Annotated in this window: 29 protein-coding genes and 1 pseudogene; 17 read left to right on the top strand and 13 right to left on the bottom strand. The window is 32.8% G+C overall.

Annotated features, from left to right (window positions below; translation table 11 throughout):
* Positions 1 to 1,584, bottom strand: a complete 1,584-nt coding sequence (locus STK_RS04245) for an ATP-binding protein (RefSeq protein ID WP_052846406.1) — start codon at positions 1,582 to 1,584, stop codon at positions 1 to 3.
* A gap of 697 nt (positions 1,585 to 2,281) precedes the next feature.
* On the opposite strand from STK_RS04245, the gene STK_RS04240 reads away from it, so the two are divergent.
* From STK_RS04240 to STK_RS04215, 6 genes and pseudogenes are all read left to right on the top strand, one after another.
* Positions 2,282 to 2,578 (top strand): hypothetical protein, encoded by a 297-nt coding sequence (locus tag STK_RS04240; protein ID WP_052846405.1) that lies wholly within the window; start codon positions 2,282 to 2,284, stop codon positions 2,576 to 2,578.
* Between the two features lie 318 nt (positions 2,579 to 2,896).
* A pseudogene (locus STK_RS15920) lies at positions 2,897 to 3,160 on the top strand (hypothetical protein); the annotation flags it as partial.
* 158 nt (positions 3,161 to 3,318) lie between these two features.
* The gene (locus STK_RS04230) at positions 3,319 to 3,864 is read left to right on the top strand and encodes a hypothetical protein (RefSeq protein ID WP_010978754.1); all 546 of its coding nucleotides are present in this window, start codon (positions 3,319 to 3,321) and stop codon (positions 3,862 to 3,864) included.
* A gap of 170 nt (positions 3,865 to 4,034) precedes the next feature.
* On the top strand, positions 4,035 to 4,262 hold the full coding sequence (locus tag STK_RS04225) for an LSM domain-containing protein (protein ID WP_052846912.1): 228 nt from the start codon (positions 4,035 to 4,037) through the stop codon (positions 4,260 to 4,262).
* 332 nt (positions 4,263 to 4,594) lie between these two features.
* A complete protein-coding gene (locus STK_RS04220) occupies positions 4,595 to 4,798 on the top strand; it encodes a DUF3311 domain-containing protein (protein WP_010978752.1) in 204 nt (67 codons plus the stop codon).
* A complete protein-coding gene (locus tag STK_RS04215; protein WP_010978751.1) occupies positions 4,795 to 6,327 on the top strand; it encodes a sodium:solute symporter family protein in 1,533 nt (510 codons plus the stop codon). The genes STK_RS04220 and STK_RS04215 overlap by 4 nt, the downstream gene beginning before the upstream one ends.
* Before the next feature lie 19 nt (positions 6,328 to 6,346).
* Here STK_RS04215 and STK_RS04210 read toward each other — a convergent pair whose 3' ends face one another.
* Complete coding sequence (locus STK_RS04210; RefSeq protein ID WP_010978750.1) at positions 6,347 to 6,667, bottom strand: winged helix-turn-helix transcriptional regulator; 321 nt, start codon at positions 6,665 to 6,667, stop codon at positions 6,347 to 6,349.
* A gap of 106 nt (positions 6,668 to 6,773) precedes the next feature.
* On the opposite strand from STK_RS04210, the gene STK_RS04205 reads away from it, so the two are divergent.
* Genes STK_RS04205 through STK_RS04195 form a run of 3 tightly spaced genes read left to right on the top strand, consistent with a single transcriptional unit; the run spans position 6,774 to position 8,882 of the window.
* The gene (locus STK_RS04205) at positions 6,774 to 7,184 is read left to right on the top strand and encodes a PadR family transcriptional regulator (protein ID WP_010978749.1); all 411 of its coding nucleotides are present in this window, start codon (positions 6,774 to 6,776) and stop codon (positions 7,182 to 7,184) included.
* Complete coding sequence (locus tag STK_RS04200; protein WP_052846404.1) at positions 7,168 to 8,088, top strand: ABC transporter ATP-binding protein; 921 nt, start codon at positions 7,168 to 7,170, stop codon at positions 8,086 to 8,088. The genes STK_RS04205 and STK_RS04200 overlap by 17 nt, the downstream gene beginning before the upstream one ends.
* Positions 8,076 to 8,882, top strand: a complete 807-nt coding sequence (locus tag STK_RS04195) for an ABC transporter permease (protein WP_052846403.1) — start codon at positions 8,076 to 8,078, stop codon at positions 8,880 to 8,882. The genes STK_RS04200 and STK_RS04195 overlap by 13 nt, the downstream gene beginning before the upstream one ends.
* On the opposite strand, the gene STK_RS04190 is transcribed toward STK_RS04195, so the two are convergent.
* A complete protein-coding gene (locus STK_RS04190; protein ID WP_010978746.1) occupies positions 8,879 to 9,274 on the bottom strand; it encodes a hypothetical protein in 396 nt (131 codons plus the stop codon). The two genes, STK_RS04195 and STK_RS04190, sit on opposite strands and share 4 nt — an antisense overlap.
* Positions 9,275 to 9,810: 536 nt before the next feature.
* Between STK_RS04190 and rnhA the strand changes: the two genes are divergently transcribed.
* A complete protein-coding gene (gene rnhA, locus STK_RS04185) occupies positions 9,811 to 10,260 on the top strand; it encodes a ribonuclease HI (RefSeq protein ID WP_010978745.1) in 450 nt (149 codons plus the stop codon).
* Positions 10,261 to 10,466: 206 nt separating this feature from the next.
* A complete protein-coding gene (locus tag STK_RS04180) occupies positions 10,467 to 12,059 on the top strand; it encodes a thiamine pyrophosphate-binding protein (RefSeq protein ID WP_010978744.1) in 1,593 nt (530 codons plus the stop codon).
* Between the two features lie 409 nt (positions 12,060 to 12,468).
* Here the strand turns inward: STK_RS04180 and STK_RS04175 are convergent, their stop codons facing one another.
* Positions 12,469 to 12,792, bottom strand: coding sequence for a nucleotidyltransferase domain-containing protein (locus STK_RS04175; RefSeq protein WP_010978743.1), 324 nt, complete (start codon positions 12,790 to 12,792; stop codon positions 12,469 to 12,471).
* The gene (locus STK_RS04170; protein WP_010978742.1) at positions 12,768 to 13,145 is read right to left on the bottom strand and encodes a HEPN domain-containing protein; all 378 of its coding nucleotides are present in this window, start codon (positions 13,143 to 13,145) and stop codon (positions 12,768 to 12,770) included. Before STK_RS04170 ends, STK_RS04175 begins: the two co-directional genes overlap by 25 nt.
* Positions 13,146 to 13,629: 484 nt before the next feature.
* Here STK_RS04170 and STK_RS04165 point away from each other — a divergent pair, with 484 nt between their 5' ends.
* Positions 13,630 to 14,001 carry a helix-turn-helix domain-containing protein gene (locus STK_RS04165; RefSeq protein ID WP_010978741.1) on the top strand — a complete coding sequence of 124 codons (372 nt, stop codon included), beginning with the start codon at positions 13,630 to 13,632 and terminating at the stop codon, positions 13,999 to 14,001.
* Here the strand turns inward: STK_RS04165 and STK_RS04160 are convergent.
* Positions 13,981 to 14,310 carry a hypothetical protein gene (locus STK_RS04160; protein WP_010978740.1) on the bottom strand — a complete coding sequence of 110 codons (330 nt, stop codon included), beginning with the start codon at positions 14,308 to 14,310 and terminating at the stop codon, positions 13,981 to 13,983. The genes STK_RS04165 and STK_RS04160 overlap by 21 nt on opposite strands.
* A gap of 53 nt (positions 14,311 to 14,363) precedes the next feature.
* Here STK_RS04160 and STK_RS04155 point away from each other — a divergent pair, with 53 nt between their 5' ends.
* Entirely contained in the window at positions 14,364 to 15,149 is a 786-nt protein-coding gene (locus STK_RS04155; RefSeq protein ID WP_010978739.1) for a DUF929 domain-containing protein, read from the top strand.
* A gap of 92 nt (positions 15,150 to 15,241) precedes the next feature.
* On the opposite strand, the gene STK_RS04150 is transcribed toward STK_RS04155, so the two are convergent.
* A complete protein-coding gene (locus STK_RS04150) occupies positions 15,242 to 15,622 on the bottom strand; it encodes a HEPN domain-containing protein (protein ID WP_052846402.1) in 381 nt (126 codons plus the stop codon).
* A gap of 34 nt (positions 15,623 to 15,656) precedes the next feature.
* On the opposite strand from STK_RS04150, the gene STK_RS04145 reads away from it, so the two are divergent.
* Positions 15,657 to 15,956 (top strand): nucleotidyltransferase domain-containing protein, encoded by a 300-nt coding sequence (locus tag STK_RS04145; protein WP_010978737.1) that lies wholly within the window; start codon positions 15,657 to 15,659, stop codon positions 15,954 to 15,956.
* Between the two features lie 163 nt (positions 15,957 to 16,119).
* On the opposite strand, the gene STK_RS04140 is transcribed toward STK_RS04145, so the two are convergent.
* The 4 genes from STK_RS04140 to STK_RS04125 form a co-directional block, all read right to left on the bottom strand.
* Positions 16,120 to 16,449, bottom strand: coding sequence for a hypothetical protein (locus tag STK_RS04140; RefSeq protein ID WP_198429737.1), 330 nt, complete (start codon positions 16,447 to 16,449; stop codon positions 16,120 to 16,122).
* Positions 16,425 to 16,847: a hypothetical protein gene (locus tag STK_RS04135; RefSeq protein ID WP_010978735.1), complete on the bottom strand. Its 423-nt coding sequence runs from the start codon at positions 16,845 to 16,847 to the stop codon at positions 16,425 to 16,427. Before STK_RS04135 ends, STK_RS04140 begins: the two co-directional genes overlap by 25 nt.
* A gap of 113 nt (positions 16,848 to 16,960) precedes the next feature.
* On the bottom strand, positions 16,961 to 17,299 hold the full coding sequence (locus STK_RS04130; RefSeq protein ID WP_010978734.1) for a hypothetical protein: 339 nt from the start codon (positions 17,297 to 17,299) through the stop codon (positions 16,961 to 16,963).
* A 582-nt stretch (positions 17,300 to 17,881) separates the two neighbouring features.
* Complete coding sequence (locus STK_RS04125) at positions 17,882 to 18,259, bottom strand: metal-sulfur cluster assembly factor (protein ID WP_010978733.1); 378 nt, start codon at positions 18,257 to 18,259, stop codon at positions 17,882 to 17,884.
* Between the two features lie 241 nt (positions 18,260 to 18,500).
* On the opposite strand from STK_RS04125, the gene STK_RS04120 reads away from it, so the two are divergent.
* The 3 genes from STK_RS04120 (at position 18,501) to STK_RS04110 (ending at position 20,257) form a co-directional block, all read left to right on the top strand.
* The gene (locus STK_RS04120) at positions 18,501 to 19,025 is read left to right on the top strand and encodes a DUF488 domain-containing protein (protein ID WP_010978732.1); all 525 of its coding nucleotides are present in this window, start codon (positions 18,501 to 18,503) and stop codon (positions 19,023 to 19,025) included.
* 604 nt (positions 19,026 to 19,629) lie between these two features.
* Positions 19,630 to 19,869, top strand: coding sequence for an AbrB/MazE/SpoVT family DNA-binding domain-containing protein (locus STK_RS04115; protein WP_010978731.1), 240 nt, complete (start codon positions 19,630 to 19,632; stop codon positions 19,867 to 19,869).
* Positions 19,870 to 19,882: 13 nt separating this feature from the next.
* On the top strand, positions 19,883 to 20,257 hold the full coding sequence (locus tag STK_RS04110) for a PIN domain-containing protein (RefSeq protein ID WP_010978730.1): 375 nt from the start codon (positions 19,883 to 19,885) through the stop codon (positions 20,255 to 20,257).
* A gap of 87 nt (positions 20,258 to 20,344) precedes the next feature.
* On the opposite strand, the gene STK_RS04105 is transcribed toward STK_RS04110, so the two are convergent.
* Together STK_RS04105 and STK_RS04100 are read right to left on the bottom strand one after the other, a co-directional pair.
* On the bottom strand, positions 20,345 to 21,049 hold the full coding sequence (locus STK_RS04105) for a hypothetical protein (protein ID WP_010978729.1): 705 nt from the start codon (positions 21,047 to 21,049) through the stop codon (positions 20,345 to 20,347).
* A gap of 334 nt (positions 21,050 to 21,383) precedes the next feature.
* A complete protein-coding gene (locus tag STK_RS04100; RefSeq protein ID WP_010978728.1) occupies positions 21,384 to 23,432 on the bottom strand; it encodes a xanthine dehydrogenase family protein molybdopterin-binding subunit in 2,049 nt (682 codons plus the stop codon).
* Between the last annotated feature and the right edge of the window lie 41 nt (positions 23,433 to 23,473).

Below are 23,473 nucleotides of genomic sequence, written 5' to 3'. Positions count from 1 at the left end.
TTAACTCACCAAGATATTTTCAATACTCATGACGTAACCTGTGTAAGAACCTATTCTGTCATCCCATGGTATCTTAACTAAAGCTGGCGATTTTAACGCTGACATCAAACCGGAAACTATAACATATCCAGTTTCAAGAGAGGGTAAGCTCTTAGCTAGATGTTCTGGAAGCCCACCAGTGGCCGACATTACGTATTTTACGTCTTCATGATAAATCCTGTGAAAGAAGAAAGTGTTTAGCATTGAAAGTACATACTTATCAACGAACGCCGGCCTCTGTGAAACTAAAAAGAGAGAGGCACCAAATTTCCTTCCTTGTGTAGCTAATGTAACTAAAACCTCTTTCGTAATCCTAGCATTTACTGGATAATCATTTGAAGGTATATAATTCTGTGCTTCCTCAATCACTACTCCTATAAGTTTTTGTTTTCCAGAATATTTAGCCTTGGTAAGATAATCTAAGACTAAACGAGAAACATAACTTACAATTAGCTGTTTAGTTGATATATCAACACCTGGTGCACCATCAGATGAAAAGTCAATTATAGCTAATCCTTTAGTATTCCAAATAACATCAAGGGTTTGCTCATTAAATGAAGAAGATGAAGATACGAAATTGTATTTTCTCACTTTGTTAAGGAAAATTTCTAAAGAACTAACTACAGCTCTAATGCTACTCGGACTGAAACCTGTATTTTTAAGCTCTTGTAACTCTATTTTTAAACTTTCAATGCCCTCTCTAGTACTTAATAACCAATTATATTCCTGCGGATCATGTTGAGACAAGACTTGCTCCAGTATGTTAGCTTGCAATGAATTTGGGGCAATATCACCATATTTTAGAGAAATTATAAAGTCAGCTAAATCCTTAGCTGTGAATAGAGAGAGGTCAATTGATAATTTTATCTCATAATCACTCAATGGATCTCTCATTACATATTTCTTTATCCATCCTCTTCCCTTACTGACTAGATCTATGTTAAAAGATGTAAAATCCGAGTAATCACCATTAGCATCAAATATAATTAAAGGAATTGATGTAATTTTACCGTCAATTTCAATATTTGAAAGAAGAGTGATTAAGTATCTCATATTATAACTCTTCCCACTTCCAGTTTCTCCAAATATTCCGACATGCATAGTTATCGCATTAAGGTCAAGAAGTAAAGGAATTTTAGAACCAGCTAATCTTCCATACTTAATGTAACCTTGAGATGAAGAAAGTTGATAAAAAGAAAGTAAGTCCTTCTCATCTGCAATCTCTGGGAGAAACTTCACTATAGACCCAGGTTTTGGTATCGTGGAGTGATTATACCTCTTAACTATTGATAATTCCGCCCTGATTACTGTATTCATATTTAATAGTTCAACATCAATTTTATCGTTTAACAATGTCCTCGAGAAAGGTGTTTTTTCATCGAAGAACTCATTTATGTAGAAATAATCATCTAACCTAGCTACAGTCTTTTTACCTTCATCCTCAATAAGGAAAAGTTGCCCGCCTATTATATCAATGTTAGGTTTAAGGAGAGCATAAACGCTATTATTTTCACCTCTTTGTAGCACTATACCGACACTTTCCATTTGTTTTACACTTAACACTCCATCCTTAAGACAACTTTTGTCGAATATTCGGTATTTCCTCGTGTATTTCTCATATGAGTATTTTTCATATAAGACCCGTGAATAGTCCTCGTTTGAAGGGAGATTCAGGTATCCTTTGCTAATTGTAATATTCTCATGATGAAGAAATAATTGATTATATATTATAAAGGGCGATGAGATCTGACTAATATGTTTTATATAAAGAAGTCAGTAATATCATATACTAAAGAAGATTCACGGTTACTGAGAAAAAATATAAAGTGAGTAATCAAAAGTATATAAAGTGATAAAATGGAATTCTCCTAAACGCATCATCAAGATTAATAGCTATTAAGAAAAGAACTAAACTTTATTTAACGTTTTTCGAAAAATATGAAGATGATAACAAACTTATTTCAGTAAGAAAAAACAGCAAACCTAATAGGAGGACCTTATTCAAATTCTCTCTTTCAAATTCGGGTTTTGATACAGATAAAATTATTGAAAAAGAAATATATAATTCTATAACATACCATGTGAGTTTCATTATAGGGCTTGATATAGAGAAATCCAAGAATGTATCACGCAATGTATATTTAAACGGTAATATGGAACGTTGTAGAGAGGATCTAATGAGTAATAATCTAACGGAATTATGTTTTCATATAACGCCTCAGAAAACTTGAGATGATAAAATATGGAAAGACTCAAAGATATTATTAAGACTCTTAAAGTTTTAAATAGTAACAAGACGCTAAAGACTCTTTTTATTACTCAATTAATACCAGTTAACTTTGTACTTTACTATTTATTAGTAGGTTACATTTATTTTTTAACTAGGAACTTAATAGACCTCGGTATAATTGCTGTTACCTCAATAAGTGGTGTTCCTTCTTTTCTATTGCCTTTTTCATCTGCAATAAATAACTCTATAAAAAGTCTTAAAAAGTACGATCTCAGCATAATTTTAGTACAGCTTATCACTTTAGCCTAGATTACCTTCTTAGTCTCAACCTATGTTAACTCTGCTGTATTTCTAGGAATACTTCAAGGGCTTTTTATATCATTATTCATATTTAGGGAACCTGTTAACTTATATCTGATTAAAAGTGTTAACCTAGATTTTGATGTGCTAAGAAAACTAGAAGGTATTCTGGCTTCTCTCCGTCAGATAAATCAAGCTATAATAGTTATTTTAGTAATTCTATTAGAAGAAAGATATGGGCTGATAGTTTTTGACAAAACGCGGGGCAAGCCTCGCCTTTTAAAGCGGGGTAAAGTTTTTAATCTTAGCTTAAAACTATTAATAAAGTGCGGGGAAGCCCACAAAGGTGGGCATACTGAAGATATGTGTCCCCGCACAGAACTACATATCCCCGAGTCCCCAAGAGCCAAGAGCAGAGGGCAACTCTTGGTGAGGGATAGGGGTAATGGGCTGAAGACCCAGCCTGTGGTCTACCGCTGGACGAACGGAGCGGGGTGGGTGCTTTACGCACCCACTAGCTATGAAGTTGTGAGGATGAAGGTGGTAAACCACAAACCTATGAACCGCCCTAAGGGAACCCTCGCCCTTTAGGGCGGGGAAGAGGTCAGGTAGGATTTGGGATACTGCTAATATTCATACTTCTTACCCTTCTCCTTAAGTTAAGGTTAGATTATCCCGCAGCTGAAAAGACTCCTCTTACGATATCATTTATTGCACAGTTCAAATCTTTAAAAAAGACAAGTAACACCGTGAAACTTATCTTTATAAGTGACTATCTACTTTATCCTATCATTGCAGCACTTTACCCAGTAATTTTCTATTTACTAGGAGTTACGGACATGTTCAATGTCAGCTACTCCCTATATCTACTCTTTCTCTCTATAACAATGATTTTTGCAACTTACGTTTCTAATATTATCAAAGTAAGAACTCTTGGTAACTATGTCTTAGTTTACAGGATAACAATAGCCCTAGTGATCGTGCTCCTGTCATATATAGTCTATCTATTTCCAGTGTTTATGATAGGGGTATTTACAATGTTGGTGTTAGAAAACTCTTCATTTATATATCTAAACTCGTTCTTAATAACTGTTATTGAAAAAGAGAAGATAAGGATTATAATACCGATCATGGAATTCATATTTTCAATAGTATATTCAGTAGCTGTAATTGTAGTTTCAGATATAGGGACAGTAATAGGAGAACTAAGCATTTTAAGATATATAGGGATTATTTATGTAATTGCTTATGCAATTTTATTTGTTAGGACTAGGAATATCAGAATGATGACGTAGTATCTTACTATACATAAAAAGACGTTAAGGGATATTATTTATTTTTCCAAATTTTTAATAGATGTGATAAATGAGCAGAGAAGAAAATCTTCTCACAAAGAGAATCTTCCACGTTGATACGAAGATAAAATATTTATACCGAATATCTTATACACAATATGGGTGTTAATTTGGCTGAAACAGCACACAAGGTTCTCGCAGAATCTTTGGGTTCTACCGTATTAGTGAAATTAAAAGGAGATAAAATTGTTAGAGGTACTCTTAAGAGTTATGATATGCATATGAACTTAGTATTAGAGAATTCTGAGGAAGTAATGAGTGATGGTAGCACTAGGAAAGTAGGTACAATAATCATAAGAGGAGATAATGTAATATTAGTGTCACCAATGAGTCCTTAGTCTAACAACTATATGTTATGTAGAGAATTTTCCTTTATCAAGTTATTCTAATTAAGAGAATACTTACGTTTTCTGCATTTTGTTATTCTACTTCTAATTTAAGATTTTATATATAAGGTTATTTTGAAATAGCAAAGATCCTATACCTTAATTCATCTACATTTAGTATACATTACCTTTATTAGGTTTCCTTTTTTGCCATTTATTAGTTTATATTCACTATCACTATTTAATTTAGTGTTTATACAATATTAACCTTTGTGTGTTTTTTTAAAAACATTTTTCGTGGATGTAAATAAAAATATATATATCTCCTTATTTTATAAATATTTGTGAATTCTACATATTATGTGGCAATGTTAGTGGTAGCTATAATAGTAACGCTATTATACTCTCTATTCCCTATATACAATAAGATAAATCCAACTTTAGGTGGTTTACCAATATTTTACTGGTATCAGATACTTCTACTGGCTGTAACTACAATACTAAGTGCTGTAGTAGTTCATTTTGTAAAGGAGGAGGGTGAAAGATGAACGTAGATATCTCGACCTTAACAATATTTATAGTATTATTTGCTATATTTGCCTTTTTAGGATTTTATGGGGCTAGATGGAGAAGAGGGGACTTAAGCAGACTTGATGAATGGGGACTTGGAGGAAGGAGATTAGGAATATTACTAGTCTGGTTCTTAATGGGAGCTGACCTATATACAGCATATACTTTCATAGCAGTACCAGAATTAGCTTTTAAGAGTGGTGCATTAGCATATTTTGCTGTATTTTATGTAGGTTTAACTTTTCCAATTGCTCTTTTAACCATGCCTAGATTGTGGACTGTATCAAGAAACAGAGGCTATGTTACAGCAGCTGATTTCATTAAAGATAGGTTTGGCAGTAGAGCTTTAGCAATAGCTGTAGCCTTAGTAGGTGCAGTTGCTGAAATACCTTATATTGCTTTACAAATATTTGGTATGCAGGCTGTATTAATAGTAATGCTTATTGGTTTAGGTCTTCCACCAACAAGGTTAACTCTTGATTTATCGCTTTTAATAGCATTTATTGTCCTAGCCGCTTTTACAATTACTAGCGGATTAAGAGGTGCCGCATTAACTGGTGTATTTAAAGATATATTAGTATGGATAACAGTTTTAGCAACAATAATTGCAGTTCCACTTAGTATTGGAGGTTTTTCAACGGCATTTCATGCAGTTAAACCTATACCCTATTCTTACTTACCACCATCAGCCCTTTCAGCATTTTGGACACTTGCAGTAGGAAGTGCACTAGCGTTATATCTCTATCCTCATGCAATTAATGGTTCATTAAGTGCAGAAGATAAAAAGAAGCTAAAATACGGTACAGCATTATTACCTATTTATGGTGTTGGTCTAGCACTGCTGGCATTATTTGGTATACTAGTCTTCGCTATCAAGCCAGCCTACACATTATCAGCTAAGTATGGAGGAATAACAGCTGTACCGGCTTTGTTAGCTTATTCTATGCCTTCATGGTTTAATGGTATAGCATTCTTAGGTATATTTATTGGAGGATTAGTACCAGCAGCCATAATGGCTATCGGTTCTGCAAATCTTTTGGTTAGAAATGTAGTTAAAGAATTTTACAACTTAACTCCTAAAGGAGAAGCTACTTTAGCTAAGTGGATTTCAACTGCTTTTAAGTTCCTTGCCTTAGCTTTCATCTTTGTTGTACCACTAAGTTATGCTATTGGGTTACAATTACTCGGAGGTATTATAATTTTACAAACGTTACCACCAGTCTTCTTAGGATTATTTACAAATAAGCTCGAAGGAAGATCATTATTAGCGGGTCTAATAGGCGGTGTGGCTAGTGGTGTAGTGCTGACTGCGTATGTTAATCATTTTGGTGCAATTGCAACTACAAGCTATCCAACACCCTTAGGAGGAATATATATTGCATTAATAGCTCTAGCAATTAACTTAGTAATTTCACTCGTGGGTACAGCAATTGCTATGGCTATGGGATGGAAACCAAAAGAAGTTATAAAAACAGAGGAATTAGTTAAAACAATTGAAGAGAAATAATACTACAAGTTATTTTTTATTATTTTTTATCTCCAGATAAAAGGTGTTTTGTTCCCCATTTTTCCATTTCAGTAAATAATGTTTTTAGCTCTTTCCCTTTCTCTGTAAGTTCATATTTTACGCGAAAAGGTCTATCGCTTATAATTACTCTTTTCACTATTCCAGCTTCCTCAAGATCTTTTAGTGTGTTTGATAACGTTTTTGAACTTAACTTAGTAACTCTTTGAAGTTCATTAAAACCTTTACTACCATCAAAAAGATATCTTAATACTAAGAGTTTAGCTTCGCTACCTATTACTTTTATAGTCTCAACAATAGGACATATGTTTTGCTTTTCCATGATTTTTTATCTTCAGAGAAGCTATTTATAGTTTACTTTGGAAACCTACTTTCAAGTTTAAAACTTTGTGAAAAATTTTTTAATGTGATATCAGAATTGATATCATATGTGGAGACACTTTCATCATCATAGGAGAAGAGGATTAGCTTATCTTATTCTCACAGTATTATCCTCAAAAGGGGAAATGACTGGAGCAGACATAATGAGAGAAATAGAGAAAATTACTCAAGGATTTTGGAAACCTTCACCTGGAGCCATATACCCAGCGTTAAATAAACTTCAGGATGAAGGATACGTGAGAGTTGTAAAAGAGGAAGAAGGGAAAAAATACTATGAGATAACCGAAAAAGGGAAAAGATTAATTAGTCCAGAGCACCAATACGAAGTAGTAATTGACGAATTAGATGCAAATTTGAGATATTTAATAGAAAATAAATCCTCACTAAGCCAAGAACAGAAAGAGAAGGTTAAGGAAATATTAAAGAGGGGGATCCAAGAATTTGATAAAAGTAATTAATGTCTCTAAGATATTTAAAAGCGGTAAGAAAGAAATCAGGGCATTAAATGATGTCTCATTTGAACTTGAAAAGGGGAAAATCGGAGCTCTAGTTGGACATAATGGTGCTGGAAAAACTACGCTTATTAAGATTCTCTCTACACTTATAATTCCAGATTCCGGAGACGCTTTCGTTAACGGTTATAGCGTTACAAAACAGGAAAAAGAAGTCAGAAAAAACATAGGTACAATGATGGTAAGTGAGAGAGCTTTCTACTTTCGTCTTTCTGGTTTAGATAATTTAGTCTTTTTCGGGATTATTCAAGGGCTTTCAAGAAGTGAAGCTAAAAGAAGAGCTGAGGAACTCCTTGAATTAGTTGGACTATCTGAATGGAAGAACGTCCAGTATATGAAATATAGTACTGGAATGCAAAGAAAGCTAGCTTTAGCTAGGGCTTTAATTTTAGATCCACCAGTAATTTTACTTGATGAACCTACTTTAGGAATGGATGTAGTAAGTTCAAGGGATTTCAGAAGTTTAATTAAAATTATCAGCAGAGAGAAGACTATACTTTTAACGTCTCATAATATGAAGGAAGTTGAGGATTTAGCTGACAAAATAATAGTTCTTAAGAGAGGCAATGTTATAGCTCAAGGTAACAAAGAAGAAATTTTATCTAGATTAGGAAAAGTTAAAATTATTGCAACTAGAAATGTCCCAAAAGGTTTAGATAAGTATGTTATTGGATACAATAATGGTACTTTTATATTGAGAGTACCGCAAGAAGAGAATGTTGAAGGAGAAGTATTGAGAGAAGAAAAACCCACTTTAGAGGATGTTTTTGTATATTTAATGGGTGAGGAAATAGATAGCACGAGAAACAGAAACAGAAGGGGAGGTTGGTGGAGAAGATGGGGGGAATAATAGATAAACTTTACGCTTATATCTACTTAAGAGGGTTTAAAATATGGAGTAGTTATAGGACTCAAATGGTTTTAAACGTCTTATCGTGGGTTTTGCCAGTATTTACTTACTATTTTGTTGGTACTTCTCTTGGAAATAGTTTAGTTGAGAAAATAGGAGTCAGTGATTACACTGCGTTTTTCGTTATTGGCTTAGCTTTTCAAGGTTATGTATCCTCAATCATCACAACTATAAGTCAGAGGCTAAGAAATGAACAGCTTTATGGTACAATTGAGTATTACGTTTTATCCTCTGGTGGTGTAGTATCTTTTCTGTTTTATTCTGCAATTTGGGGTTTCGTTATAAATACTGTAAATGCTGCAGTTATACTATTAATCGGTTTTGCTTTAGGTGTAAAATATCAAGTTAACATATTATCTACTCTTATCATAATATTCCTCCTGCTACTTTCAACAATTGGTCTTTCCATGATCTCCGCTGGTTTCACGATGATCGTAAAGCAAGGGAATCCAATATCATTCTTCTTTTCCACGTTCACAACACTAATGAGCGGTACAGTATTTCCAATAACTGTCTTACCTTTACCAGTAAAATTAATTAGCCTTGCATTACCGTTAACTTGGGCTTTAAATGGATTAAGATTGTCAATGCTTTCTGGGGAAGGCATACCTCAATTGCTTAATATTATATTAATACTTGTTACGTTTAATGCAATATTATTACCTTTAGGGATAGGATTTTATAAATACGCGTTTAAGAGTGCTAGGAAAAAAGGTACCTTAAGCGAATATTAAGTTGTGGTTTGTACTATTTCATCTAATTTCTTCATCAAATTTGACTCTACGTGTTCTGTCCATAGCATTTCTGGTACATCCACAAATAAGAAGAGTTCTGAGAGAAGAAGGGCTTCTACTGCCGTTACTGCTAGGTTCTGTATCCACTTACCAATTCCAGCTGTAACTTTAACACCATTAGGAAGCTGTTCGAAAGTGAATGTTAATGCTCTATCTGCAGCTATAATATCTCTCAGAATTCCTCCTTTTTGCGCTTGCACAATTGCTTTGTTTCCCTCAACCTTATACTGAGTTTTCCATCCATCGTTATTTAGATATTGAATAAAATTTTGTATAACAGCTTGTAGATTTGAAATAGGAGGATATATTTTCTCTTTTTTGAAAACTCCCATAAACTATCTTTACTTAAGTTATATAAAAATCTATTCCAAACAGATTTCTACATCTAGCTTTAATCCTTATGTAATAGTTTAAGGATGCTCGTTCAACATAAGAGATTGTAATATCTACTTATTATAAATAATCTCCTTCATTAAATTCTCTTAATCTTTCAGTATGTCATACATGGATATAATATATTTTTCTTAATAGAAATATATAATCATTTTTTCTCCTTATTCTCATTTGAGAGAAAATTGTGAGCAATCTAGTTATGCATTTTACGTAAAATTCTATGGAAAGTTTAAAAATTACATCAAAGATCGTGTCAATTGCCTAGTAGCTACAATTATATTTACACAAACTATCTCAGAGAGTTTAATGTAAAAATATTATTTACAATTATTTATAGTAATTACTGGATATCACGATTTTCATATAAATGCAGTTCATTTTCTGTTTGACGTTCATTAAATTATTTCTCCTTTTCCTCTATGGTTGTAAATAATGATACAATAAACTAATTTTTAACTCTTAACATTACTACTCTATGATAATTGGTTATTTTGACGGTCTATGTGAGCCTAAGAATCCCGGAGGAATAGCAACTTTCGGGTTTGTAATCTATTTAGATAATAGAAAAATTGAGGGTTATGGACTAGCTGAGAAACCCTTTAGCATTAACTCAACGAATAACGTAGCCGAATATTCTGGGTTAATATGTCTAATGGAAACAATGTTAAGACTAGGAATTTCATCTCCAATAATTAAAGGAGATTCACAACTAGTAATCAAACAGATGAATGGTGAGTACAAAGTTAAAGCTAAAAGAATAATCCCACTTTATGAAAAAGCAATTGAACTAAAGAAAAAGTTAAATGCCACTCTTATTTGGGTACCTAGAGAAGAAAATAAAGAAGCTGACAGATTAAGTAGAGTAGCTTATGAATTAGTAAGAAGAGGAAAGTTAAGAGATATAGGATGTATAATATTAACTTAGTTCAATATTTATAGACAGAACAAAAACTTACAATTTTCTAATAAAGATTAGATTATATAGGTATCATTATCATAAATTTTTATATGTCTGTGTGTATTTAATAGTTAAAATCTCACTCTAATAAGATAAATAGAAATATCGAAAGAAACGCAAATCATGGATTCTTAAAACATCAGATTAATTTATGGGAATAATAATAGTAATTTATGGGCAAAACAACATCTGAACTTCTAATTGACACAATTTCTTCCCAAGTAACAGACGTATTCGGAATTCCAGGTACTCATGGTTTATCATTATATGAAGAACTCAGAAAGAGAGTAAGTAGAGGAGAGATAACATATTACATGCCTAGACTAGAATATGGAGGAGCCATAATGGCAGATTATTACGCTAGATTAAAGGGAAATGTTGGAGTTTTCTTGTCAGTTAATGGCCCAGGCTTTACTAATTCTTTGACTGGTCTAGTTGAGGCCTATTCTGAAGGTTCTCCTCTTATACTAATATCTCTAAATAAGGAATTTAAATATAGGCATAGGAAGCAGCTTCACGATTCTGGGTATTATGATTTACAATTAGAAATGGCTAGACAAGCAACTAAGGCTGCTTTTAGAATTTACTCCCCAGAAGACATTCCAATTGTAATGCAAAGGGCTTTTAGAATAGCTCTAGAGGACAAGATGGGACCAGTTTACATAGAAGTTCCCGTCGATCTACTGGAGGAGAAAAGTAATATTGAAGAGTATAAGACTAACAAGAAAATTAATAGGACATTAGTTTACCCTACAAAAGAGGAAATAAAGGAAGCAGTAAATTTCCTAAGTGAGTGTTCAAAACCAATTCTATTGTTAGGTTATGGTGCATCTAGGTCGAACATCGTAAACTACATTGAGAGATTAGGAATTCCAGTATTGACTACTATCAGAGGAAAAGGGAGTATACCAGAGAATCATCCTTTATATGCCGGAACAATATTTAACCTCACTGAAATCCCAGGCGATTGTCTCATAGCAATAGGGACGTCATTTAACGATCTTGAAACTAATAAATGGAGTATTAAAATGCCGAGGAGGATACTCCACGTAGACCCGGACGTCAATGTATTTAATACTTCCTTTAGTGCGGAAGTTACTGTAAAAGCTAGTGCTGAAGCGTTTCTAGAAGAAATCGTTGAAAGAGTTAATTTACCAAAGTGGAGTTATAAAGTAGATACCAAAAAGCACATAGAAAGTAATGGTGAAATAACTCACGATTATTTAGCCAAAGTTCTAGATGAGACATTAAGTGAAGATAGAGTTATAATTGCTGACGCAGGGACTAATCAGGTTATGGCAATGGATATAAAAGTGTATAGGCCTAATTCTTACTTTAATTCCCTTATCTTCAACGCAATGGGATCAGCAATTCCTGCTGGAATAGGAGCTAAAATTGCATCTCCAGAAAGGCAAATAGTAAGTATTATAGGAGATCTAGGATTTCAAGGATGTTTAAACGAGTTGATTACTGCAGTGCAATATAAGGTCAACTTCCTAACGGTATTAGTAGAGGATGGTGTACAGCACTTTCTGAGGTTAAATCAGAAAATGAGATATGGGAATACTTTTGCAACTGATGTATTTCAAATTGATTACACTAAGGTTATGGAGGGAATAGGGGTCAACGTAATTGAGGTAAAGGATAAGGAAGATCTTAAGAAAAATGTAGAAGAAGCTGTTGGATTATCTATTAAGAGTCCAACAGTTCTGAGAGTCCACGTTAGCCCTAATAGTATACCTTCTAGATTATTAATGAGAAGATAACTATTAATGTAAAATATTATACTATAGTTAAGACACTATTATTTTCTCTTAATCTTGATGAATTTATGAGCACATAGATCTTGTAAAGGCTTATGATTCTAAGCCTTAAATTGTTTTTATGAGACTACAGCGATGGCTGAATGCTAACGATAAAGTTGATTTAAACGAATTTGCTTTTATACTTCATTTAAATGACTAAATCTTGGAACGATTTTATGGATTTATTATCAGTGCATATTATATTAAGTTACATTATATTGTCGTTATCAAGATATAAATTTATTAATTAGTGAAGATCTCTGTATAGAGTAGATACCAAGATAAGTTTTTGTATATCTTAATTTAAATATGGAAATAAATATTATAATAATGACACTATGAAGTTACATCCATAATTAGCATGAGAGATTTAAGCCTCCAGTTCTTTATATTCTTTAATTAACTTCTTAAACTCTTCAGCCTCTTTACCACAATAAACGTGAAACTCAAATTTAGGGTTCTTTATACTCTTCATTAATTCTGAGAGTACGTCCAACCAATAGACGTTACAAGGGATCTCAACAAGGATATCAACATCACTTGAAGCTATCGCAGTTCCCTTCAACCGAGAGCCGAAAAGATAAGCCTTCCCACCGTATTTTTTAGCTATTTCCACAATTATCTTGAAGTATTTCTCCTTATTCTGTTGAAAATCCCTCTCTTCTTCTTCTAACTTTCTATAATATTCAAACATTTTAACACTTCCTCCACAAACTTTTTAGATGCCTTATATTCTTTTTCCGTGTAATTCCTTAATAAGTATCTGGAGCCTACATAAGCGTCAGTTAATAAACTTACTATGTACCATTTCCTCTGGATAACTTTCTTTAAACATTCATTATCTGCGAGTTCTATCAAGTCCCTCAGACTATGAGTTCTCGGGAAATCTCCTTTATTTTTTAAGAGATAAGCCTTAAGTCCAAGTTGTAGTGCTTGTTCTAAATGAAACAGAGCAATATCATAACGTTTATTTTTACTATCATTCATACTCTCCTTGTAAAAGTACTTAGACCTCTCCTTCAATATCTCATATAAATCTACACTCACACTTAATTAACATCATAGTTATTCAAATTGTTAACTTTTTGTTATTCATATTAACAGTTATCGGAGCTAACGCAATGAGTTTATATGAAAGTATAGAAGTCAAGTCGTACTACATAAAAGGAAGTCAACGGCCTCTACCCCGTCAGATCTGTATTACACAGATCTGACTAACATGTTTTATATAAGGAAGTCAGAAATAATTAACTTGATCTCATCTCATGGAATATTTTAATTAAAATAAATAATTCTATATTGTAACGGATTTTTTCTTTTCATTTTAACGTTATTCCTGCACACAATTATATACATTTTTTATGTTATACTAAAGTACGTAAGAAATCGTCAACAGTACGACGTATGAACTTTTAGTTAATGCAATTAAAAGGGCTTATTAAACTCTGTTTACATTTGTGTGTATTTACATATTTTTTAATATATGGTGTTTTTTAGTTACTCTAATCAAATATATTAATTGGGAATAAAAATGAGTGAAAGGTTAAAGTTTCCAGATGGTAGGGAAGTAGATATTCATGAAGTGCTATCATTCCTTTATGGATTAGGAGGAAGTGAGATCCAAGTACTTCATCTATTATTAACAGAGGGTAAAATGAGAAGTGATGAAATAGCCGAAAAACTAAAAGTATCTAAGGCTTCAATAAATAAAGCAATAAACACTTTACTAGATAAAGGACTAGTTGAAAGAGAGAAAATTACTGAAGAAAAGAGAAGAGGAAGACCAACATTCATATACTATGTCAGAAAGGACTATATGTATAAAAAGATAGAAAATGATACAATGAATCTTATATTTAATGTAAAAGAAAATATAAAGAAATTATTGTCTGAAAGGGCATGATTGCCAATAAGTTACACAATTTTTAGCTTGTGATAAAGTTAAAACCCTATTTATTGCTTTACAATAAGTTATATACCCTTGGCTAACCTTTTTTGCGTCAAAGTATTCGCAATCTGAATGTAATGGTTCATTTAATAGATTAACGGCTGAAAAGAAGTTTATCTTTATTTCATTCTTTAAACCTAGTTCTACGTAAAATTTGCAAGATTTAAAATTCTCATAACATCTAATTTTAGCTGTTACAGAATCGTCTGGTGATGGTAATAGAGGTGATGTACAATAATTGTTCTTGTAATATGGGCAAACCATAGTTTATCCTTCACGCATAAGCTTATAAACTTTTAATTTTCATATTTCATGATATGAACACGAATAAATTAATTGCTGTAATTTTCGGAATAATTATTATAATCGGTATTGTAGTACTTCTCTCTCTAAGGACTCAGCAAACCATGGCTAGTGGAGGGCTAGGATATATTTTTAAAGTTAACAATATAAACTACGCTAGAAACAACACAGTTCAAATATACTTTATTAGTTGGTACGGATGTCCTAATGGTGCTACATCTTCATGGGTACTCTACCTAGTCTTAAGTAAATACGGCATTGTAAACGTTAAACCACATACATCAAAATTTGATCCTAAATTAGATTCAGCCATACCCGGCTTAATCTTCCTAAACTATACTCCAGAATCAAATGTCGATTTTCATTTTATTTACCTTTATAACGAGTATTTAAATGAGACTGTGACCGGAATACCAATATCTGGAGATCAAGCAATTTATCTTGGATTGCAAGAGTTGAAAAGTGAAGTTCCTAACTGGGTTTATAAGATAGTCTACTTTTATAACATTGAGGATAAACTAGTTAATTTAGGCAATGGTTCAATAGCTTTTGCATATAAACATCTAGTGACTACATGTATTATAACCGGGCCTAAAGGAACATATGCATTTATCCTATTTCCTAATCCCATAACACCAGAAAAACTTTTACAAGCACTAAACGTATCTTCATTATCAATGGAAGAGGCTAAAAATGTTGCAGATAAATTACTGGTGCAAATTAATTCTGGTAAAATACCAGATATAATTCTTGAAGCTATAAACAACTTAAACCAAATCATAGTTGAAGAGAGCGAATGATTTTTTATTAATTAATTTATCAACATTTACTAAACATAAATCTTAGGGATATTATCTCTAGACTTGTTAATCATTTTATATATTCTTTCTTTTTACCAGTTTATATAGAAGTTTTTCCTAATCCATTCAATCACAGTAATAGCTGAGTTTAAGCATTCTTCAGCTTTTCTTCTGTTATACTCAGTAAATTGCGAGTATCTTGACATCACATAGTGCGGTGTGAGTAGATCACAATATCTTATAATATCATCAGGAACATTAACTCCTAACTCTTTTCCAACCTTTTCAGCTAACTCTCCTAAATCATGAGTAAAGGGGAACATACCCTTATATTTAACAAGAAGGCCTTTTAGTGCAAACTCGACGCTCTGTTGGCTTGCAAAACAAGAAAACCAGAAGTATCCATCATCTAAATGCTTTTTTGCAAGTTCTAGGAACTCCTTACTCTTCTCAAACCAGAACTTCTCTACCATTGTCTTTAAATATGCGATAGAGAATATAAACTCAATGAGCTTTGATGAATTCATAAAGAGAGTAATAGAATACTATAATGGTAATGTCTCAATAGTACTCTTCGGTTCCAGAGCTAGAGGAGATTATTGGGAATCTAGTGACTATGATATTATGGTGTTTCTCGAAAGTGTTAAAGACCAGATTGATGAAGCAGTAAAGCTTTACTCTATGAAGCATGGATTTCCTGCAGATATCTTAGTATTAAGCGTCGATAAACTTAAGGATCCAATTATCATGAAGATGCTTGAACATAAGAAGGTTATATATGATGGTCTAAAACTTTTTACTGTATAAAAGCTCTTTTGCGCTTAGTTTTTATTACGACTTCTGATTAGTATAGATAAGAAATTATTTCTCTCTAAAGAATTGATTATAGCTAGAATCTCTCAAGGAACTCCAAAATTTGTTCTGCCGCAATAAGTACGCGTTTTATACTTTTTCATCAATGTTCACCCTTTCACTCTTTCCATTGTCTATCAGTGATGATAATATCTGTGGGATTCAATGCATAATGATCTGCGGCTACCCGATATATCAGTAAGGTATACATAGCCCTATCTAATCCATTTTTATATAGGAAGCTTGTAAACTCTGATAGAGAGAAGTAATCTCGTAAAGCCCCTTTACCTCTAATTCCTTTATGATAGTACTTGTGTGCCCAGTAGTTAAATAAGGAGAAATATATTGCACTTACAACTCTTCTTAAGAACACTTCATCAGCATTTATGAGAGATGAAAGAAAGGAGATCAATTTACGTGGATTTAACTTCTCAGCGCTTTGGGACAAACTATTGCCACCCTTTCCGCTACATCTTCAAGACTCTCATTTATTAGCTCACTTTTTACACTCCTAGCAATTATGTCCCATTCCTCCCAGCCGCACTCATCTATATCTATCTCAATGAAGGGAGGGTTCTCAAATATAGTTACATCAATTATTTTTAACCCTATAACATATTTTAGCCAAATGAGTAATGCAGTCAACTTCCTGACATCTATTAGGTCTTTTATCTCGTTTACTTTCAGATAATTTCCCAATATATTATTTACGATAGCATTATCAATAGATACGAGAATTTGAGAAATATTTGCCATAAAACTCGTTGAAGAGTAATGCACTTCACTACTAACAATATCAAGTGAAGAAGAGTATTCCTTATGTGTGTTAACTGTTAAATATTTCATGACTTTTCACTTCCCGAAGCCCAGCTTACCTTAGGAACCCATCTTACTACATATAGAGGGGTACCTTGTAAGGTTTTATATGATGAATTTTTAGAGACCATTAAAGGTTCTATTTAGACCTTCAAAGTATATTTACCTATCTTCTCGTCAACATAGGTTGCTTCCTCATATGCAGAGTCTTTCTCAGTAATTCTCACTAAATTCCACCCCTCATTAGGCATAATATCAGTAAGCATCAAAGGTTTATCACTCACTTCTTTTATAGCATTTTCTGAAGGATGGACTGAAATGCCTACAGTAAAATTAATACTGAATTCTGTGCCAAATGGTGAGGAACCTTGAGTGATCGCATCAACAATAGCTACACGTAAAATGATAGTACTACCGTCATCAACTTTCACATAACCTCTCTTACTCTCCTTAAACATGAGGTTACTTAAAAGTTCTGCCATATCATAATCTTATTGTTACAGATATTAAAATTAAAGCAAAAAAGATAAGAAGGCACTATAAGACTTTAACAAAATTAAATTTGCAATTATAGTGCTATGATTCTTTGTCTACTTTTTCTCTCTAAAAATTTAAAGAATACCTTTTCACTTCAAATAGCATTTATTAGGAAAATCGTTTCATTCTACAATTTTAATGAACACTTATGCAAATATTTATTCATAATGTAGTGTTTTAAGATAGAATATTGATGACTTAAAGCATAATATTTGGAAAACTATCTATTCTTGGAATTTTCCGTAAAATGTTATTCGAATTCAGTAGTGGTTTGAATACAAAAAGATTTTATTTTAGCTAATCCTTTTAACACGATCAAAGTAATACGCTTAAGTTAAAATATGTGCCCCTCTTAACTTAAAGTGAGAATGGCTAATCATTTACTAGATGTGTGTTCACATCTAACTGCAAACAGTAAGATTAAAAATATATACCCATTCATAACTTAAACTACAATATTATCTTTAAGTTCACATAAGACTTTAAGGATATTGTTTTGCCTTATAAGCTCTGATAGAGTATAAGATTCATGACTTGTTTTCATTCAATTCTATTCCATAAGTTTCAGCCCATTGCTGAACAATATCATAACCATATTTTCTCTTGAATTCCTCTCTACCCTCTTTGGTCATCATTAATGGAGTCCATTGCGTTTCTAAGTCTAAATCCACATTTATCTTTTTAGCTGGAACTCTCTCCTTAATTACCTGTTCTACAGTATAAGCTATATCTTCAGTTACCGGACAAGCTGGAGTTGTTGCACCCACTCTTATATATACTTCTCCGTCATCACTAATTTTAAGATCGTAAATCAAACCTAAATCAACTATACTTATCGGTATTTCTGGATCATAGACCTCTTTTAAACCTTCTATTATACTCTTTTTCCATTCCTCCTTATTCATGTGTAACCATTTATCCTGAATACTAATTATACATAACCCTAATAGATAAGGTTTTAGTCACTTCATGTTAGTATATGATTATTTTGAATGGGTAAGATATTACGTTTTCCTATATACGCAACGTTATCGTCAGCTTTTACACTTCATAATGCATAATCATCTTCTATATTTGTAGAAATATATTACTTAGTTAGATTTTACTAATGGAAAGTTAATATTATATGCATATGAGATAAATTATGTGAGAATATATACAATTGGACATTCAAATAGATCTGTTGATGAATTCTTAGAAATATTAAAAGTATTCAAAATACAAGTATTAGTAGACATAAGAAGATGGCCTAAAAGTATGAAATACCCGCATTTTAATTATGAAAGTTTAAGAGATGTTCTTCCAAGATACAGTATAGAATACGTATGGGAAGAAAGATTAGGAGGATATAGGAAATTCGGTAAGGATATAAAGGATGAAGGCTTAGGTAAATGTTTTAAGAGTGAAGGATTTAGAGCTTACTCTACTTATATACTTAGGAGTAAAGAAGCAAAAGAGGCTCTTGAGACAATAGATAAGATGGCTAGACGAAAGGCTATAGCTATAATGTGTGCTGAAATACTACCGTGGAACTGCCATAGGAAAATAGTTTCTGACTGGTTTATGGTGAAAGGTTATGAAGTAATTCACATAATTGGTCTAAATAACACTATAAAGCATAAATTAACCGCGTGTGCGGATATAAGTAATGGGGATTTGACATACAAATAATTGTATATATATCTGTCTTTTCAAAGCTGCAAGTAAGAAGTGATTACATATATTTTTCCCTTTTTAATCTAGGTTAATAATGCAATTCAAAACTACTCAATTCCGGTAGTCATTTACGAACCATAATATTATTTATTTGATTACCTTTACTCAAGATGATTTCCTTCATTTGTTCTTGAGTTAAATTAAAGAAGCAGGGATTTAGCATATTTGTCCGTAACTTAAAAAAGAGATAATGTCTTTAAATTTACACAAAAACATTGTAGTTTATAATTAAACTCTGTATGATAGCTTCGTCATAAGAAGTCTTTCTGCCTAAATTAAATATAATCTGTATTACTTACGAAGTGACTTATCTTGTTTCTCTTCGTCACTGTAATATATTATGTATTTATTCAGGGTATAAAATTCGGCTAAAATCCAAATTTCTGTTTGAATTAACAGAGATTTACATGCTGGAAACAAAATGATCTCGTTTGGTCGGATTTTTCTAATAAGAAAGTAAAGTTTTAGGTAAATGGAATATTATATCTTTTAAAGAATGATCGTGTCAACTCTAACATGAACCGTAATCCTTAAAGCCTAGTAATTAAATTTACTTACTATGAGAGTTAAAGTTACTAGGAACTTTCAGATTACTATACCAGCAGAAGTCAGGGAAAAACTTAACATAAGGGAAGGAGAGTATGTTGATGTTACTATTAACGAGAAAGAAGGGATAATAATTGTTAGACCTTATCGTAAGAAGTGGACTACCGTAACACTAGGTAAAAGGATAACTCAAGAGGAAATCGATAAGGCTATAGAGGAGGTTGTAGACGATTTCACGAAGAGTTTTACTTGATACAAATGTTTTAGTGTATTCTACTTTCGAGGACTCTGAAAGACATAAGGAGGCTATGAAGATTTTAACCGAAAACGAAGTAGTAATTCCGCAAATAGTAGTTTATGAATACATATGGGTTTTGGCGAGACTAACAAATAACGTGGATCTAGTCAAACAGAAGTTGGAGGAGTTAAAGGATTTTGAGATAGCTAAGGAAGATTTGGAAGATATGATAAAAGGGATTGAGATGCTGAAGAAAGATAATAAGCCAATAAGAATGCTAAACGATTATATAATCCTCGCAATAGCTAAAAGACTTAATATCGGACTTGCAACTTATGACATTGAGTTAGTAAAAGCTGGAGTTAGGAACAGTGTAAATATTTACTCACAACATTCTTCTTAGTATAAGAAGTTAGTACCCAAGTCTAATTCTAATGTAACTATTTAGGTGAAATCTACGATGTTTCTATAGATTATATCTTTTCTTGTCTCAAAAGATTAGTAAATGAATTAATATAATTGCTAGTAACAAAGAGAAGACTAATATAGTCCTTTTAAGTCCTTTCCTTCCTAACTCTTTTATCTGAGATGCAGCCTTAAGTTTTTCTCCAGGTTTCATAAACCTAATAGTGGGTTCTATAAGTGGTAGAACAAACAACGGGAAGATAATTATTGAAATGACGTTAATTAATAGCGATGTTAACCAAGATGCTCTAAGCTGTTTTATACTAACTTTTCTATAGGGAAGTTTGTATTCAACGTAAATAGCTTCGGTTAGCGTATAAGTTGTCCATACTAGATAAACTCCGATATCTACAATATTAATCCCTCCGAAAATTTGTACCAAAGGTAGATATAATAGCGAGATGCCTACAGTACCTATAAGCTGAGGTAGAATTTTTGATTTAGTATATGATAAGATAATAGAAAGTAAAAAAGCTAAGGCTGGAATTAGTATTAATAGCGTGAAGAAATATATATAGGGTATTGTGTTCACTGCAAGTATAGCGATATCCTTAGCTCCTATCTTTCTGGATAGAACTTTAGGAAGTATAAGGTCTATTGTAAAGGCGTGCAGTATCATTACTGGTAAAAATATTAAGCTAATTAATGAAGGGTGAGATACAACTGCAAGAACGTAAGTTAATATTATCAGGAAATATGCTGCATCATTTCTTCTCCTTCTGCTTTCCATAAGTGAGTTTTCTCGTAATAATTTTTATTATATTACCCTAAGAGATTAGGTTTCTGATTTATATATTGACTGCTATTTAAATACCTTATAGATAACTTATATTTGATTATACTCACAGACTAATTGGATAGCAATTAAGTAACGCACTACTATGAATTTGAATTTAACAATTAGCCTTTAAGGGTAGATCTATTCCCTCTATTAACCAAATAAAAATACTAAAAAAAGGCTTTTAAACGAAAATTATTCAGTTTATTGCTTTTCTTCCTACAGTCCTTAAACTTTAATCAGTTAGGGGCCTGTGTACGATGCCTATCAACTAATCCCTAAGAGCCTAAGGAGTTATCAATTCTGAGGGTAATATTGGTGTTTTGTTAAATTTCCTTTTTAGCAATTTTTCAAGAGCAATAAATGTTGCTGGCAAGGCCCCAGTAGTTCCAGCCTCACCAACACCTCTAGCACCACTAGGCAGATTAGCTGGTGTTTCTACAAATTCGAGAGTTAGTTTATAGTCACTCTCTAAAGAGGTAGGAACACCAGCTTCAGCAATACTAGCATAAATTGGATTGCCATTCTCATCATATGGTGCCCATTCAAGATAAACTTGAGATATTCCTTGTAAAATACCGCCAACTATTTGCCCCTCAACTTCATCCTTTATTATAGCTCTACCTACATCATCAATAGCGTAGTATTCAACTACTCTAGGCTTATATGTTTCGTCAATATCTACTACAGCAATATGAACTCCTGGCGTATAAATGTCAGAGGTTTTATAAAATGTTTCAACTTCCGTATACTCATCAGAGTTTATTGCTTCTTCTAAAGTTTTACCCTTCTTCTTCAAAACTTCAAGTAGTCCTTTACAAACCTCAATCACAGCACTACCGCCAGCTGCAGCAGATCTGCTACCAAAACTTCCAATTCCTTCTTTTACATTCTCAGTATCATTCAAAGTCACGTTAATCTTCTCTGGAGGTAATCCAAGTACCTCTGATGCTAATAAGGCAAAAGTAGATTGATGAGCCTGCCCATGAGGTCCAGTACCGACAAACAATTCAACTTTTCCTTTTCCAACTCTTATTTTTGCACCTTCACCTGGCGATGCTCTAACAACTTCTGTAAACGCAATTAAGGCTATACCTTTATCTTTATATTTTTCCTTTAATGATCTATAAATTTTTTCTCCTCTTTCTATCAATCCAGTATAATCAGCCTTATCAATTTTAATACCTAATGGTGTAATAAACTCCCCATCAAGGAAGTTTTTCTTCCTTACTTCTACAGAATCCATGCCTATTGCCTCTGCGAAATCTTCAACAAGCGTCTCTGTAATTAGTGCAGCTTCCGGTCTTCCAGCACCTCTATATGGACCAGTTGGTGGTTTATTTGTGTAAACTCCTAAAGCTCTTATTTTCATAAATCTCATCTTATATGGGCCATTTAGTAAGCCTGCTATGAATGCGGGTGTTGTTGTATTAATTGTATAAGCGTAAGCTCCCAGATCAACAATAACTTCACCTTCTAAACCTAATATTGTACCATCTCTCTTTCCATAAAGTTTAACTTTTGATTTTACTCCTCTACCTTGAGTTGGATTTGTTAAGTGCTCTCTCCTAGTTTCAATCCATTTAACTGGTTTTCTTAAGATCATAGAAGCAATTGCTGCTAAAACATATTCTGGATGTGCAGGGACTTTATTTCCGAAACCTCCTCCAACGTTTGGGGCTGATTTTACTATTATTTTTTCTGGAGGTAAACCTAAGGCTTCTTGTAGATCTGACCTTATTCTAAATGAGGACTGAAAACTACCGATTATGTATAACTTATCACCATCAAAGTTTGCAATTACTCCCTTGGGCTCCATGGGATTCACGACAATTCTATCTTGTAGTATTTCTCTCTCAACAGTAACTTCAGCAGTAAGTCTTTTCTCAACTTCTCCTCCAGATAGATCGAGGTCGATAGCTATATTTCCGTTGGTGTGTATTTTTTCCTCATTCTTTAAAGATTCATCTATAGTGAGTACTGGTGATAATGGGTCGTAATCTACAGCCACTTCATCAATCTTATCCTCAATTTCGTACCTATCTTTAACTACAAAGGCTACAATCGGTTGACCTACAAAATTTACCCTTCCATCTGATACTACAGGCATTTTTACAATGTTTTTTGCCCTAGGATCCGGTCTTACTGGCATGTAAGTTTTAACTTTATTCCAATCTAGGAATAATTCAACTCCAGAAGGTTCTGTATAAGATTTTACAATTGCCCTTGCATATGTTGATCTAACTACACCTAAATATAACATGTCTGGAAAGTTTATATCATCAGTATATACTGATTTACCGGTTATGATTGAGTAATGTTCTCTTAGTTTCATGTTAGACGAGTACTTGTTTATTAAATATAAAGCTTTCCTCA

Source organism: Sulfurisphaera tokodaii str. 7 (assembly GCF_000011205.1).
Classification (GTDB): Archaea; Thermoproteota; Thermoprotei_A; order Sulfolobales; family Sulfolobaceae; genus Sulfurisphaera; species Sulfurisphaera tokodaii.
The sequence above is the reverse complement of the archived record's forward strand: the minus strand, read 5'-3'. Positions and strand labels throughout refer to the sequence as shown.

Coding starts and splice junctions, on each gene's coding strand:
- STK_RS04210 (WP_010978750.1), bottom strand. CDS start 6,667: ATGGAAAAGCAAAACATATGTCCTATTGTTGAGACTATAAAAGTAATA.
- STK_RS04205 (WP_010978749.1), top strand. CDS start 6,774: ATGTGGAGACACTTTCATCATCATAGGAGAAGAGGATTAGCTTATCTT.
- STK_RS04245 (WP_052846406.1), bottom strand. CDS start 1,584: ATGGAAAGTGTCGGTATAGTGCTACAAAGAGGTGAAAATAATAGCGTT.
- STK_RS04100 (WP_010978728.1), bottom strand. CDS start 23,432: ATGAAACTAAGAGAACATTACTCAATCATAACCGGTAAATCAGTATAT.
- STK_RS04150 (WP_052846402.1), bottom strand. CDS start 15,622: ATGGTAGAGAAGTTCTGGTTTGAGAAGAGTAAGGAGTTCCTAGAACTT.
- STK_RS04115 (WP_010978731.1), top strand. CDS start 19,630: ATGAGAGTTAAAGTTACTAGGAACTTTCAGATTACTATACCAGCAGAA.
- STK_RS04175 (WP_010978743.1), bottom strand. CDS start 12,792: ATGTTTGAATATTATAGAAAGTTAGAAGAAGAAGAGAGGGATTTTCAA.
- STK_RS04190 (WP_010978746.1), bottom strand. CDS start 9,274: ATGGGAGTTTTCAAAAAAGAGAAAATATATCCTCCTATTTCAAATCTA.
- STK_RS04215 (WP_010978751.1), top strand. CDS start 4,795: ATGAACGTAGATATCTCGACCTTAACAATATTTATAGTATTATTTGCT.
- STK_RS04240 (WP_052846405.1), top strand. CDS start 2,282: ATGGAAAGACTCAAAGATATTATTAAGACTCTTAAAGTTTTAAATAGT.
- STK_RS04160 (WP_010978740.1), bottom strand. CDS start 14,310: ATGGTTTGCCCATATTACAAGAACAATTATTGTACATCACCTCTATTA.
- rnhA (WP_010978745.1), top strand. CDS start 9,811: ATGATAATTGGTTATTTTGACGGTCTATGTGAGCCTAAGAATCCCGGA.
- STK_RS04105 (WP_010978729.1), bottom strand. CDS start 21,049: ATGGAAAGCAGAAGGAGAAGAAATGATGCAGCATATTTCCTGATAATA.
- STK_RS04135 (WP_010978735.1), bottom strand. CDS start 16,847: ATGAAATATTTAACAGTTAACACACATAAGGAATACTCTTCTTCACTT.
- STK_RS04165 (WP_010978741.1), top strand. CDS start 13,630: ATGAGTGAAAGGTTAAAGTTTCCAGATGGTAGGGAAGTAGATATTCAT.
- STK_RS04155 (WP_010978739.1), top strand. CDS start 14,364: ATGAACACGAATAAATTAATTGCTGTAATTTTCGGAATAATTATTATA.
- STK_RS04145 (WP_010978737.1), top strand. CDS start 15,657: ATGAGCTTTGATGAATTCATAAAGAGAGTAATAGAATACTATAATGGT.
- STK_RS04180 (WP_010978744.1), top strand. CDS start 10,467: ATGGGCAAAACAACATCTGAACTTCTAATTGACACAATTTCTTCCCAA.
- STK_RS04130 (WP_010978734.1), bottom strand. CDS start 17,299: ATGGCAGAACTTTTAAGTAACCTCATGTTTAAGGAGAGTAAGAGAGGT.
- STK_RS04195 (WP_052846403.1), top strand. CDS start 8,076: ATGGGGGGAATAATAGATAAACTTTACGCTTATATCTACTTAAGAGGG.
- STK_RS04125 (WP_010978733.1), bottom strand. CDS start 18,259: ATGAATAAGGAGGAATGGAAAAAGAGTATAATAGAAGGTTTAAAAGAG.